We start from the raw sequence: 12,399 nt of genomic DNA, 5'->3' as shown, positions 1-12,399 counted from the left end.
TCGATTGCGGTCATTGAGAAGTTACGTGAAGTAGTAACTACTGGGAATACGAAAGTAGATGAGACAAACAGAGATTTGTTTCGTCAAGTTTGGTTTGGCGAGCGCCATTTTGAACAGCTGTCTGGTCAAATAAGCACATTTGCTCGCTTTATAAAATTTGTCCGAATGGATAATGTTGAAAAAAGAGCTTTGCCCGAGTTTATTCCTCAGCCGATTCAGGATGTTTTGCTTGAGGGCAATGTTTGTCTCAGTTTGCAATGCTGGAATGCCGCGGGTGCAATGTTTCGGCTAGCGTTGGATTTGGCAACTAAGGATTTGCTTCCAGAGCAAGGTGAGCCAGCACAAAAGGTGCGCCGAAGCTTAGGGTTACGTCTTGACTGGATGTTCGACACAGGTATGCTTCCACCTGATTTGCGAAGTCTTGCAGAGTGTTTACAGCAAGACGGAAACGACGGGGCTCACGACGGATCTTTAAGTGCTGAAGATGCTGAAGATTTATACGACTTTAGTTTTGAACTTTTGAAACGTTTGTATACTGAGCCTGAGAGAATTCGATTAGCGACTGAACGCAGGAACATCCGACGCACAGCTAGGTCGAGTACGTCAAAGCCAGCGTAGGGCGTGCACTCGCTGCGCACCGTATCCACCCGCCGCTTCTTCGGTGCGCCAGAGGCACACCCTACGCGGCACACCTTACCCCCCACTTGACCCACATCAAGGCACACCCCTGTGGCCTCCGCTATGCCTTGCGCGACACTGCATACCAAAGGAACCACCCATGTTTCGTCTTGCCACCATGCTCTACAGCATCATCGGGACCAGTTTCGCGGGGAGCTTCGTCATCGCAGCGCTCGCCACGGGCCGGGACACGCTGATCCCGATCCTGATCGCGGCGGGGGCAGGCGCGCTACTGGGCATTCCGGCCAGTTGGTACGTCGCCCGCGCGATCACCAAAAATATTCGCTGACGGCAGGGACCAAATCGGCGGCCTCGTGCGTTAAAGCCTCATCACCCGATGGAGATTCCGATGCACTACCTGCCCCATAGCTTTGCAATCCTGCTTGCCGGCGCCTGTCTGGGCGCGATCCTGACCTCGCCGCTCTTCATCTGACCCCAAAGGTCAGAGAGCGTTTTCGATGGCCTGTCCGGCGCTCGTGATGTCACGGCCGACGCCCTGTACGGTGTTGCAGGCGGACAAGCCAAGGATGGCGGCGATGGCGATCAGGCGGATCATCGGGAACACTTTCATTGTTGATCCCGCGATCTTAGGTGAGCACCGGAGACGGCGCAACAACGTACTATCCCAGAAACGCCGCGACCGAGCCGATGAATTCCTGCGGTTTTTCCGCATGCAGCCAATGGCCCGCGTCGGGGATTTTCGCAAAACGCGCGTTGGGAAACAGCGCCTTGATCAAAGGTCGGTGGTCGGCGGTCACATAATCCGACGCACCACCCGATAAAAACAGGCACGGCCCATCGAAACTGCCGGTGATCTCGGGAAAGCCGATGATCCTGTCCATCTCGGCCTCCAGCACGTCAAGATTCAGCCGCCAGCGCCGGTCCTTCATATCCAGACTTTGCAGCAGGAAATCGGCCACGCCGGGGGATTGAGGGCCCAGTTGCGCCTTGGCCTCGGCGCGTGTTGCGACCTGCGTCAGATCGACGCCCCGCATCGCCGCGATCAGGCCGTTCTGGCTGTGGCTGTAGCCGACAGGCGCAATATCGCCGATGATCAGCCTGCGCACCTTTTCCGGGTGCTGCACGGCCAGCACCATCGCCGCCTTGCCGCCCATCGAATGGCCCAGGATATCGGCGGGGCCGGACGTGATCTGCGCCAGATCAGCGGCCATGTCGTGATAGGAATGCGTGTCAAACCACGGGCTTTCCGCATGATTGCGCATATCGACCGTGATAACGGGGCGGGATTCCGACAATTTCCGGGCGACCACCCCCCAGTTGCGGGCAGAGCCGAAAAGCCCGTGGGCGATCAAAAGCGGGACAGCGCCGGGGCCGTCATAATGGACCGTGTTCAACATGCATCTGTTGCTATCCTTCCTTGGCGGCGGTGACCAGAGGGATTGAGCCTGCCACCGATTGGTTCTACCGCAGGCGATATGGCATCTGACATTCACAACATGGTCGAGGAAATCCGGGCACTGCTTGAGCAGCGTCTTGGCGTGCGCGCCCGCACGTTCGAGGCGCAGGTGCGCAAGGCCCGCCGCTATCTGCCGCGCGCATTGCGGCGCGAACTGATCTATTTCGCGCAGGCGCAGGCGCTGGCCGACAATCCCAAACTGCAGCGGATGATCAACCGGCCACGGCTGGAGGCGGCGCATCGCAAGGCGGCCTATTTTCTCAAACGTGTGGATATCACGCAGCGGCACCGGATCGGCGCGCTGGGGATCGCGGCCTCGATCGCCTTTGGCCTGCTGGTCACCGCGATCGTGGCGCTGGTCGTCGTGGTGCAGCGCGGATTGATCTGAAAGGGGTAAGGTGGGTCAATGACCCACCCTACATTTGCATCACAGGTTGGTGTAGATCGGGAACTGATCGCACAGTGCCTCGACCTCAGCGCGGACCTGCGCCTCGACCTCGGCATTGCCATCTTCGCCATTGGCGGCCAGACCTTCGGTCACCTGCACGATCCAGTCGGCGATCTTGCGGAACTCCGCCTCGCCAAAGCCACGGGTCGTCCCGGCGGGTGTACCAAGGCGGATGCCCGATGTGACTGTCGGCTTTTCAGGATCAAAAGGAATGCCGTTCTTGTTGCAGGTGATATGGGCGCGGCCCAATGCCTTTTCTGTGGCATTGCCTTTCACGCCCTTGGGGCGCAGATCGACCAGCATCAGATGCGTATCGGTGCCGCCGGTGACGATATCCAGACCCCCTTTCATCAACTGATCGGCCAGCGCCTGCGCGTTCTTGATGACCTGCGCCTGATAGCTCTTGAACTCCGGGCGCAGCGCCTCGCCAAAGGCAACCGCTTTACCGGCGATCACATGCATCAGCGGACCACCCTGAATGCCGGGGAAGATGGCCGAATTGAACTTCTTCGCCAGATCCTCGTCATTGGTCAGGATCATGCCGCCGCGCGGTCCGCGCAGGGTTTTGTGGGTCGTGGTCGTTGCCACATGCGCGTGGGGGAAAGGCGATGGGTAATGCCCCGCGGCGACCAGACCCGCGAAATGCGCCATATCGACCAGAAGGTAGGCACCGACACTATCCGCAATCTCGCGCATTTTTACAAAATCGATGATGCGGGGAATGGCAGAGCCACCGGCGATGATCATCTTGGGCTGGTGTTCGGTCGCCAGACGCGCGACCTCGTCATAATCCAGCAGGTTGTCCTGACGGCGCACGCCATACTGGATCGCGTTGAACCATTTGCCCGATTGGTTGGGTTTCGCGCCATGGGTCAGGTGACCGCCCGCATCCAGCGACATGCCAAGGATCGTATCGCCGGGTTGCAGCAGCGCCTGAAACACCGCCTGATTGGCTTGGCTACCGGAATTGGGCTGCACATTGGCGAAGCCGCAATCAAACAACTGGCAGGCACGGTCGATGGCCAGGTTTTCCGCCACATCGACATGATCGCAGCCACCGTAATAGCGGCGGCCCGGATAACCTTCGGCGTATTTGTTGGTCATCACGCCGCCCTGCGCTTCCATCACGGCGGCTGAAACGATGTTTTCACTGGCGATCAGCTCGATTTCCTTGCGCTGGCGCTTCAGCTCGGCCTGCATGGCGTCGTGCAGCACCGGGTCGCGGGTGGCAAGGGTTTCGGTGAAAAAGCCTTTGTCGCGGATCGTCGCATTCATGGATTGCATCCTCTTTGTAGGTGCCGGGTGGGGAATTGGCACTCACTTAGCGCAGTTAGCCCACATTCTGAAGCATCAAAACGACCATGATCTTTATGAGAACGGCAATGGCTGTTTCGTATCGGCGGCTTGCGTTTCGGCCCTGATCCCCCCACACATTGGGAACTTGCGGGGGAAACCAACCATGTCACGTGCCAAAATCGCCTTTGTCGCCAGTTCGGTGCCCACTGCGCAGACGGCGCTGCGCGATCTCGCACAGCTTTACGGCGACGTGCCGCAGGCCAAGGCGGATGTGATCGTCGCCCTGGGCGGGGACGGTTTCATGTTGCAGACCCTGCACGGCACCCAAGGGCTGGACGTGCCGGTTTACGGCATGAACCGTGGCACGGTCGGCTTCCTGATGAACGCCTATCACGATCTGGACCTGCCCGCGCGCCTTGCCGTGGCCGAGGAAGAGGTGATCAACCCCCTGCACATGACCGCCCTGACCGTCGACGGCGCGATGCATGAAGCACTGGCGATCAACGAGGTCAGCCTGCTGCGCGCCGGTCCCCAGGCCGCCAAGCTGCGCATCACCGTGGATGGCAAGCTGCGGATGCCGGAACTGGTCTGCGACGGCGCGCTGCTGGCGACACCGGCGGGGTCCACGGCCTATAATTATTCCGCCCACGGCCCGATCCTGCCTATCGGGTCCGATGTGCTGACCCTGACCGCGATGGCCGCCTTCCGCCCGCGCCGCTGGCGGGGGGCATTGCTGCCGAAAAAGGCGGTGGTGCGGTTTGATGTGATCGATCCGGCGAAACGGCCCGTGATGGCGGATGCGGACGGCAAATCCGTGCGCGATGTGGTGAGCGTGGAGATCCGGTCAGAGCCGGGGATCAGGCATCGGATATTGTTCGATCCGGGGCATGGGCTGGAGGAGCGGTTGATCAGGGAGCAGTTTGCGTAGGCACTTCCTTTTGGGAAATCGCGATCACTGTTCAGAAGTCTCCACAATTCAACATCAACCCTCTTGTAGGCGATTTACCCCAAGAGAGTCGGTAAGGATCGGCCATCTTAAAATAAGAATCTAAGATATTACAGGAACACCACCAATATAAGGTTTTAAGCCGTTACTGTATCGCTGCATCGTATTTGCAATATTTCTTTCGTAATTTTCTGTTACTCGAGCAAAAGTCACCCAATCCCTGTAACCTTGCACAACCTCAAGGCAAAATGAGGGCAAATCAATTGTGAGTGCGTCATTCAATATGCCATAATGAACTATACTCGAAGTGGATTTTGGCTCAATAAACATAACGCGAGAAAAAGCGCTTTTATCGTGCGTTGACCTCGCTTGATGAAGCATAGCACATCGATAATAATAACACTCTGCACCGTCAAAAGGATTTTCAAGCTCAATTGTTTGAGTGATTCCTCGTGTTTCAAATATTTGGTTCACGTTGATCGAGAACCTCGGGCGCACCCATTTGTCATACCAAGTCTTGTATTTAGCGCCTGTCGCTTTTCCATTATCTGAGTCAATGGCCGCGGCAAAATCGGGTACCGAAAGCGCAGTTGCGAGTGCAAGAAAATAAAACTCAGACTCAAGCGCCCCCTCTAGCTGGTTAGTCAATATGTCTAAACTCATTTCAAAATCCCCCTAAACCCCCAACCGATCCCGCAACGCATAATACCACGACCCCATCATTGAGTAGGGCACGCGGAACATCCGCCCACCCGGAAACGGGTACCACGGCACCTTGGCAAAGACGTCAAACCGGGCGCGGTCGCCGGCGACGGCCTCGGACAATATCCGCCCGAAGGTGTGCGACCCCGTCACCCCATGCCCGCTATAGCCATGCGCGAAATAGGTGTTGTTACCCAGCCGCCCCATCTGCGGGACGCGGCTGAAGGACAGGGCGAAATTCCCGCTCCATGCGTGTTCTACCTTCACGCCCTTCAACTGCGGATAGACCTTTTCCATCGCAGGGCGCAGTTTGGCCTCCACATCCGCCGGATCGGTGCCGCCATAGACGGTGCCGCCGCCAAAGATCAGCCGTTTATCGGCAGACAGGCGAAAGTAATCGAGGATATAGCGGACATCCTCCACACATTTATCTGTCGGCAGCAATGCGTCGGCCACATCGCCCAAGGGGACGGTCGCCATCATCTGCGTCGATACCGGCATCACACGCGCGGTCAGGGCAGGGATCACATGGCCCAGATAGGCGTTGCCGCACAAAAGCAGCGTGTTGCAGGTCATCGTGCCATGTGACGTGCGGACGACAGGTTTCGCCGCTGCGGTATCGGCGCTGATCACCGGCGATTGTTCATAGATCACACCGCCAAGGCTCTCAAACGCCGCCGCCTCGCCCAGACACAGGTTCAACGGGTGCATATGCCCGCCGGTATGGTCGATCATGCCGCCTGCATAGACATCCGACCCGATATGGTCGCGCAATTCCTCTTTCGACAGCAGGTCCTGATTGTGCAACCCATAGCTCGCCCAAAGCGCGCGGCGTTCTTCCAGCTCGCGCATATGGGCTGCGGTCAGGCCGGTGAAGATGTTGCCGTGTTTCAGGTCACACTGGATGTCATAGGTGGCGACACGTTCGCGGATGATCTCGCCGCCTTCCTGCACCAGACCGGCGACGAAATTCGCGGTATCCTGACCATAGCGTTTCTTGATCGTCTGCAGGCTGGCGTTCAGCCCGTTGACGATCTGCCCGCCATTGCGCCCCGATGCGCCCCAGCCGACGCGCGCACCTTCGATCACCGCGACCTTGAACCCTTTTTCCGCCAGATGCAGGGCGGCGGACAGTCCGCTATAGCCCGCACCGACGACGCAGATATCAATCTGGTGATCCCCCTGCAGCTTTGGCCGGTCCGGCGACGGGTTCGCGCTGGCGGCGTAATAGCTGGTGGTGTGTTTCGTTTCACCGTTCTTGGCGAATGTTTCGATGGGCATGACAGGCTCCGCTTTCGCGCCGGAACAGGCGGCGCGCCCTGTTATGAGCCGCGCCACCCCCTGTTTGCAAGGGGCCAAAGAACCGCAGCGATGTCACCCCCCGGCATAACCAAGCGGCCGCAGCGCTGCCCTGATCTCGTCCAGTATCGCGGGATCGTCGATGGTGGCGGGCGGTTTGAATTCCTGATGATCGGCAATCTTCACCATGGTGGCGCGCAGGATCTTGCCCGACCGTGTCTTGGGCAGGCGGTCCACCACCACCACCAGTTTGAACGCGGCGACAGGGCCGATGCTGTCGCGCACGGCGGCGATCACCTCTTTGATAATCTCTGCGTGGGGCCGGTCACAGCCCTTGTTCAGGCAGACAAGGCCCAGCGGCAATTGTCCTTTCAGGTCATCGCCCACGCCGATTACGGCGCATTCGCCGACATCCGCGTGCGCGGCAAGGATTTCCTCCATCGCCCCCGTCGACAACCGATGCCCCGCCACGTTGATCACGTCATCTGTGCGCGCCATGACGTAAAGATAGCCGTCTGCGTCGATCATCCCGGCATCGCCGGTTTCATAAAACCCCGGAAAGGTGGTCAGATAGGATTTCACGAACCGTTCTTCGGCATTCCACAGCGTCGGCAAGGTGCCGGGCGGCAAGGGCAGTTTCACCGCAATTGCGCCCAATGTGCCGGGGGGCACGGGGTGCCCCGCCTCGTCCAGCACCTGCACATCATAGCCGGGCATGGCGACGGTGGGCGATCCGATCCTGACGGGCAGCGCCTCGATCCCCGCAGGGTTCGCGGCGATGGGCCAGCCGGTTTCGGTCTGCCACCAATGGTCATAGACCGGCACCTTCATCACGCGCTGCGCCCATTCAATCGTGTCGGGATCGGCGCGTTCGCCCGCCAGATACAGCGCGCGCAGGCAGGAAATGTCGTAATCCGCGATCATCGCGCCCTTGGGGTCTTCACGTTTGATCGCGCGGAATGCCGTGGGGGCAGTAAAGAAGGACCGCACGTTATGTTCCGCGATCACCCGCCAAAACGTCGCGGCATCCGGCGTGCCGACAGGCTTGCCTTCAAACACGACCGTCGTGTTGCCGTGGATCAGCGGCGCATAGCAGATATAGGAATGGCCCACGACCCAGCCCACGTCAGATGCCGCCCAGAACACATCGCCCGGATCGACGTTATAGATTGCCTTCATCGTCCAGTTCAGCGCGACCAGATGCCCTGCGGTTGGACGCACGACCCCTTTTGGCGCGCCGGTGGTGCCGGATGTATAAAGAATATAGGAGGGATGGTCGCCCGCGACGGGCACACATGCGGCGGGCGTCGCGTCTTTCTGCACCGCGTGCCAGTCAAAATCGCGGCCTGCAGTCAGATCCGCCCTTGCCTGATCGCGCTGCAGGATGATGCAGAAATCGGGCTTGTGTGTCGCCTCTGCAATGGCGGCATCCAGCAGGGGTTTATAGGCCACGACCCGCCCCGGTTCGATTCCGCAGGACCCCGCGATGATTGCCTTGGGGGTGGCGTCATTGATCCGTACCGCCAGTTCATGTGCGGCAAAGCCGCCAAAGACCACCGAATGCACCGCCCCCAGCCGGGCACAGGCCAGCATCGCCTCCAACGCCTCGGGCACCATGGGCATATAGATGATGACGCGGTCGCCCTTTGCGACACCTTTGGCGCGCAAGGCCCCGGCAAGGCGCGACACGTTCTCCAGCAATTGCGCATAGGTCACTGTGCGCTTAGTGTCGGTGACGGGGCTGTCATAGATGATCGCGGCCTGATCGCCCCTTCCATTGGCGACATGGCGGTCCACGGCGTTATAGCAGGTGTTGACCTCGCTGTCGGCGAACCAGTGGTAAAGCGGCGCACGGCTGGCATCCAGCGCTTTGACAGGTGCAGTGACCCAGTCGATCGCCCGGGCCTGTTCCATCCAGAACCCTTCGGGGTCCTTTTGCCAGTCTGCGTAAACCTCTGCATAGCCCATGCGCGCGTTCCTCCCAAAACGATGTCGCAATCTTGTTACGCGGGGGCCACCTGCCGCGCAACAATACACGCAGGACAGCGCGGCTTGGTGTCAAGAAATTGACATAGCAGGTTTTAACCCTTCAGCGACGGGAGGCGCGCGGGTCACAGGGTCATATGCCGCGCCCTTGCGCCGCGTTCGATGGCGGCGGCATAAAGCCGGTCGATATCCAGCTCTTCGCGGATTTCTTCCAGCATCCGGGCCTCTTGCCCATAGATCCTGCCATCGGCGGCCGCCACATCGCAGGACAGCGCATAGGCGGTCTCGAACAGGCGGGCGGGCAGGGCGTCGCGGATCAGGCCGAACAATGCCTCCAGCCCGTCCTCGGGTTCCAGCAGTTCAAACACCACCTGCGACATCTGCGGCACGCGTTCAACGTCATAGCCTGCGAAAACCGGCAGATTGTTGATCGCATTGCTGATCTTGACCAGTTCCGACGTGCGGATGTTCCCGTCCGCGGCGGATACCGCGATCATCAGCGCGACCAGCGCGTCCTGTGCCGTCAATGAAGCGTCTGCCATGGGCTATCCTTTATAATCCTGTCCCATTTATTGACGCCTTGCCCGTCTCGCAATAGGGAGTGTGGCGTGTCGGCACCAATCGGGGGGCCGCAATCAAGAATGAGCATGATATGAGCAACCTGCGTGACGCTGCGATGACATCCAAGGCCTGGCCCTTTGAAGAAGCGCGCGCCTTGCTCAAACGCTATGAAACCGGCCCGTCCCAAAAGGGATACGTGCTGTTCGAAACCGGCTATGGCCCGTCCGGCCTGCCGCATATCGGTACCTTTGGCGAGGTGTTGCGCACCACGATGATCCGTCGCGCCTTCGAGGTGATATCAGACATCCCCACCCGGCTGATCTGCTTTTCCGACGATCTGGACGGGATGCGCAAAATACCTGGCAACGTGCCCCAGCAGGATATGCTGAAAGAGCATATGCACAAACCGCTGACATCCGTACCGGACCCGTTCGGCGAATACGAAAGCTTTGGTCACTATAACAACGCCATGCTCCGGCGCTTCCTCGATACCTTCGGGTTTGAATATGAATTCTATTCGGCGCGCGAATTCTATCGCTCGGGTCAGTTCGATGAAATCCTGCTGCGCGCTGCCGCACGCTATGACGATCTGATGGCGGTGATGCTGAAATCCCTGCGCGAGGAACGGCAGGAAACCTATTCGATCTTCCTGCCGATCCATCCCGAAACCGGCCGCGTGCTTTACGTTCCGATCAAACATGTCGATGCCGCCAAGGGCGAGGTGACGTTTGACGATGAAGATGGCCGCGAATGGACGCTGCCTGTCACCGGCGGTAACGTCAAACTGCAATGGAAGCCCGATTTCGGCGCGCGCTGGGCCGCGCTGGATGTGGATTTCGAGATGTATGGCAAGGAACATGCCACCAATACCCCGATCTATGACCGGATTTGCGAAATCCTCGGCGGGCGCAAGCCAAACCATTTTTCTTACGAACTGTTTCTCGATGAAAACGGCCAGAAGATTTCCAAATCCTCCGGCAACGGCATTTCGATTGATGAATGGCTGACCTATGCCTCCACGGAATCGCTCAGCTATTTCATGTATCAAAAGCCCAAGACGGCGAAACGGATGCATTTCGACGTGATCCCCAAGGCGGTCGATGAATATCACCAGCAATTGCGCGCCTATGCCACGCAGGATGACGCGGGCCGTCTGAACAACCCGGTTTTCCACATCCACGGCCATAACGTGCCGGCCTCGGATATGGTCGTGCCTTTCGCGATGCTGCTGAACCTCGCCTCCGTCTCGGGGGCAGAGGACAAGGATGCGCTCTGGGGGTTCATCCGCCGCTATGCGCCCGATGCTTCCGCCGCAAACAATCCGCAGATGGATCAGGCGGCGGGTTTTGCCGTGCGCTATTACAATGATTTCGTCAAACCGACCAAGACCTTCCGCGCGCCCAACGATCAGGAACGCGCAGCCTTGCAGGATCTGGCGGACCGCTTGCGCGACTGGGACGGCGGGCTGGATGCCGAAGCCTTGCAGACCATGGTTTTCGCCGTCGGCAACGATCACGGTTTCGATCCGCTGCGCAACTGGTTCACAGCATTGTACGAGGTGCTGCTGGGCGCATCGCAAGGCCCGCGTTTCGGCGGTTTCATCGCCCTTTACGGCGTGGATGAAACGATTGCCCTGATCGAGGCGCAACTGGCGCGCGCCGCCTGATTGGATCGCGCCGCGCGACAAAAATGAAACTGATCTGCCTCTCCCTGCGTATCTTTTACATCAGATACGCAGGGAGAAGACGATGAAGCGCTTACCCATTCTTATTCTGGGGCTCTGGCTGTCGGCCACATCCCTTGCCGCGCAGGACAATGCCGCGATCGAAGGCGTGATCGGCGATCAGTTGCAGGCCTTCAACGACCGCGATGTCGGCACCGCCTGGTCCCACGCCAGCCCCAACATCAAGCGCCTGTTCGGGTCCGAGGGAAACTTCGGCGCGATGGTGCAACAAGCCTATCCGATGGTCTGGGACAACGCCGATGTGCGGTTCGGGGAATTGCGCGAATTATCCGGCCTGCTGTTCCAGCGCGTGCTGATCCGCGACGCGCAAGGCGTGCTGCATATGCTGGAATATCAGATGATCGATACGGAAAACGGCTGGCAGATCAATGGTGTACAGCTTTTGCCTGCCCCTGACGTGGGCGCCTGATCCCCGTTGCGCGGCCCACCGCACGGTCAGGTCAGGAGGTGTTTAACCTTGTGAGATAAACTTTCCAGCGATTGATCCCGCCATCCGGCCGGACATTTGCACAAAGGAATATCTCATGAACAAGGCCATCACCGATTCCATCGTTTTCAACCCTTTGCCCTTTGCCGCCGGATTGGGCGTCTGGTCCAGCGGCAACGGCACGCCCGGCTCTGACACCTATGCGATCAGCGGATCGGGGGTCTTCGTCGCTGCCGACCCCGATTTCGCCGGGTGTCTGGAGGTGCTGAAAACAGGCACCTTCGCGCGTGTCCGCTATATGGGCCAGACGCCAATCCTGCCGGGCTGCTATCTGCAGGTTACGGCAAGGTTCAAGGCGGTGGCAGGCCCGATGCCCGCCGTGCGGATTTCCGGCTGGCCGGGCCGGGCGAATGGCATCATCGCGCCGGGTTTGCCAATGGCTGGCCCCGCCACGCAACTGACCAGCTATGGCAGCGTGGTGACGATCCGCGCCATTATCGCGACTGCGGCGCGTACAGGCGTCGATCTGGTCTGGCAGGGGGCGGCTTATGGCCATCTGGGGATTGACCTGACCGGACCTGCCGGTGGTCTGGTCCGGATCGACGATATCGAGATCGAAGATGTCAGCGCGCTGTTCACCCGCGATCTGGTCAGCCTTGTCGATGTGCGCGATTTCGGGGCCAGGGGGGATGGCGTAACCGACAATACCGCCGCCTTCACCGCCGCCGATGCGGCGGCACAGGGGCGCACCATCATCGTGCCTGCAGGCGATTACCTGTTGAACGGCAATGTCACCCTGCAGAACAATACCCGTTTCGAAGGCCGGATCATACAGGCCGCGCAGCACAGGTTCATCCTGCAACGCGGCTACAATTACGACGCCTATCTGGATGCG

General features: G+C 59.4%; 14 protein-coding genes. 7 read left to right on the top strand and 7 right to left on the bottom strand.

Annotated features, from left to right (window positions below):
* The first annotated feature begins 165 nt into the window (after positions 1 to 165).
* Together ACK4TM_RS08945 and ACK4TM_RS08940 are read left to right on the top strand one after the other, a co-directional pair.
* Positions 166 to 618 (top strand): DUF4145 domain-containing protein, encoded by a 453-nt coding sequence (locus ACK4TM_RS08945; RefSeq protein ID WP_409699938.1) that lies wholly within the window; start codon positions 166 to 168, stop codon positions 616 to 618.
* A gap of 160 nt (positions 619 to 778) precedes the next feature.
* Positions 779 to 967, top strand: a complete 189-nt coding sequence (locus tag ACK4TM_RS08940) for a CTP synthetase (protein ID WP_409699935.1) — start codon at positions 779 to 781, stop codon at positions 965 to 967.
* Between the two features lie 153 nt (positions 968 to 1,120).
* Here ACK4TM_RS08940 and ACK4TM_RS08935 read toward each other — a convergent pair whose 3' ends face one another.
* Positions 1,121 to 1,249: an entericidin A/B family lipoprotein gene (locus ACK4TM_RS08935; protein ID WP_409699932.1), complete on the bottom strand. Its 129-nt coding sequence runs from the start codon at positions 1,247 to 1,249 to the stop codon at positions 1,121 to 1,123.
* 49 nt (positions 1,250 to 1,298) lie between these two features.
* Positions 1,299 to 2,036, bottom strand: coding sequence for an alpha/beta fold hydrolase (locus ACK4TM_RS08930; RefSeq protein WP_409699928.1), 738 nt, complete (start codon positions 2,034 to 2,036; stop codon positions 1,299 to 1,301).
* 78 nt (positions 2,037 to 2,114) lie between these two features.
* Between ACK4TM_RS08930 and ACK4TM_RS08925 the strand changes: the two genes are divergently transcribed.
* The gene (locus tag ACK4TM_RS08925; protein WP_409699925.1) at positions 2,115 to 2,483 is read left to right on the top strand and encodes a hypothetical protein; all 369 of its coding nucleotides are present in this window, start codon (positions 2,115 to 2,117) and stop codon (positions 2,481 to 2,483) included.
* Positions 2,484 to 2,522: 39 nt separating this feature from the next.
* On the opposite strand, the gene glyA is transcribed toward ACK4TM_RS08925, so the two are convergent.
* A complete protein-coding gene (gene glyA, locus ACK4TM_RS08920; protein WP_409699922.1) occupies positions 2,523 to 3,818 on the bottom strand; it encodes a serine hydroxymethyltransferase in 1,296 nt (431 codons plus the stop codon).
* Positions 3,819 to 4,002: 184 nt separating this feature from the next.
* Here glyA and ACK4TM_RS08915 point away from each other — a divergent pair, with 184 nt between their 5' ends.
* Entirely contained in the window at positions 4,003 to 4,767 is a 765-nt protein-coding gene (locus tag ACK4TM_RS08915; RefSeq protein WP_409699919.1) for an NAD kinase, read from the top strand.
* 120 nt (positions 4,768 to 4,887) lie between these two features.
* Here ACK4TM_RS08915 and ACK4TM_RS08910 read toward each other — a convergent pair whose 3' ends face one another.
* The 4 genes from ACK4TM_RS08910 to ACK4TM_RS08895 all read right to left on the bottom strand — a co-directional run bounded on the left by ACK4TM_RS08910 (position 4,888) and on the right by ACK4TM_RS08895 (position 9,314).
* A complete protein-coding gene (locus ACK4TM_RS08910) occupies positions 4,888 to 5,448 on the bottom strand; it encodes a hypothetical protein (protein ID WP_409699916.1) in 561 nt (186 codons plus the stop codon).
* A 12-nt stretch (positions 5,449 to 5,460) separates the two neighbouring features.
* Entirely contained in the window at positions 5,461 to 6,768 is a 1,308-nt protein-coding gene (locus ACK4TM_RS08905; RefSeq protein ID WP_409699913.1) for an NAD(P)/FAD-dependent oxidoreductase, read from the bottom strand.
* A 93-nt stretch (positions 6,769 to 6,861) separates the two neighbouring features.
* A complete protein-coding gene (locus ACK4TM_RS08900) occupies positions 6,862 to 8,754 on the bottom strand; it encodes a propionyl-CoA synthetase (RefSeq protein WP_409699910.1) in 1,893 nt (630 codons plus the stop codon).
* Between the two features lie 143 nt (positions 8,755 to 8,897).
* Positions 8,898 to 9,314 carry a tellurite resistance TerB family protein gene (locus ACK4TM_RS08895; RefSeq protein ID WP_409699907.1) on the bottom strand — a complete coding sequence of 139 codons (417 nt, stop codon included), beginning with the start codon at positions 9,312 to 9,314 and terminating at the stop codon, positions 8,898 to 8,900.
* A gap of 110 nt (positions 9,315 to 9,424) precedes the next feature.
* Between ACK4TM_RS08895 and ACK4TM_RS08890 the strand changes: the two genes are divergently transcribed.
* The 3 genes from ACK4TM_RS08890 to ACK4TM_RS08880 all read left to right on the top strand — a co-directional run.
* Positions 9,425 to 10,999 carry a lysine--tRNA ligase gene (locus ACK4TM_RS08890; protein WP_409699904.1) on the top strand — a complete coding sequence of 525 codons (1,575 nt, stop codon included), beginning with the start codon at positions 9,425 to 9,427 and terminating at the stop codon, positions 10,997 to 10,999.
* An 82-nt stretch (positions 11,000 to 11,081) separates the two neighbouring features.
* Positions 11,082 to 11,486, top strand: coding sequence for a DUF4864 domain-containing protein (locus ACK4TM_RS08885; protein WP_409699901.1), 405 nt, complete (start codon positions 11,082 to 11,084; stop codon positions 11,484 to 11,486).
* Between the two features lie 115 nt (positions 11,487 to 11,601).
* On the top strand, positions 11,602 to 12,399 hold a 798-nt coding region (locus ACK4TM_RS08880; protein ID WP_409699898.1), incomplete at its 3' end, for a glycosyl hydrolase family 28-related protein.

It is taken from the genome of Yoonia sp., assembly GCF_046292185.1.
Lineage (GTDB): Bacteria > Pseudomonadota > Alphaproteobacteria > Rhodobacterales > Rhodobacteraceae > Yoonia.
Note: the sequence above shows the minus strand (reverse complement) of the source record. Positions and strands in the feature narration are given on the sequence as shown.

Coding starts and splice junctions, on each gene's coding strand:
- ACK4TM_RS08930 (WP_409699928.1), bottom strand. CDS start 2,036: ATGTTGAACACGGTCCATTATGACGGCCCCGGCGCTGTCCCGCTTTTG.
- ACK4TM_RS08885 (WP_409699901.1), top strand. CDS start 11,082: ATGAAGCGCTTACCCATTCTTATTCTGGGGCTCTGGCTGTCGGCCACA.
- ACK4TM_RS08935 (WP_409699932.1), bottom strand. CDS start 1,249: ATGAAAGTGTTCCCGATGATCCGCCTGATCGCCATCGCCGCCATCCTT.
- ACK4TM_RS08905 (WP_409699913.1), bottom strand. CDS start 6,768: ATGCCCATCGAAACATTCGCCAAGAACGGTGAAACGAAACACACCACC.
- ACK4TM_RS08940 (WP_409699935.1), top strand. CDS start 779: ATGTTTCGTCTTGCCACCATGCTCTACAGCATCATCGGGACCAGTTTC.
- ACK4TM_RS08925 (WP_409699925.1), top strand. CDS start 2,115: ATGGCATCTGACATTCACAACATGGTCGAGGAAATCCGGGCACTGCTT.
- ACK4TM_RS08945 (WP_409699938.1), top strand. CDS start 166: ATGGATAATGTTGAAAAAAGAGCTTTGCCCGAGTTTATTCCTCAGCCG.
- ACK4TM_RS08895 (WP_409699907.1), bottom strand. CDS start 9,314: ATGGCAGACGCTTCATTGACGGCACAGGACGCGCTGGTCGCGCTGATG.
- ACK4TM_RS08910 (WP_409699916.1), bottom strand. CDS start 5,448: ATGAGTTTAGACATATTGACTAACCAGCTAGAGGGGGCGCTTGAGTCT.
- ACK4TM_RS08915 (WP_409699919.1), top strand. CDS start 4,003: ATGTCACGTGCCAAAATCGCCTTTGTCGCCAGTTCGGTGCCCACTGCG.
- ACK4TM_RS08890 (WP_409699904.1), top strand. CDS start 9,425: ATGAGCAACCTGCGTGACGCTGCGATGACATCCAAGGCCTGGCCCTTT.
- ACK4TM_RS08900 (WP_409699910.1), bottom strand. CDS start 8,754: ATGGGCTATGCAGAGGTTTACGCAGACTGGCAAAAGGACCCCGAAGGG.
- glyA (WP_409699922.1), bottom strand. CDS start 3,818: ATGAATGCGACGATCCGCGACAAAGGCTTTTTCACCGAAACCCTTGCC.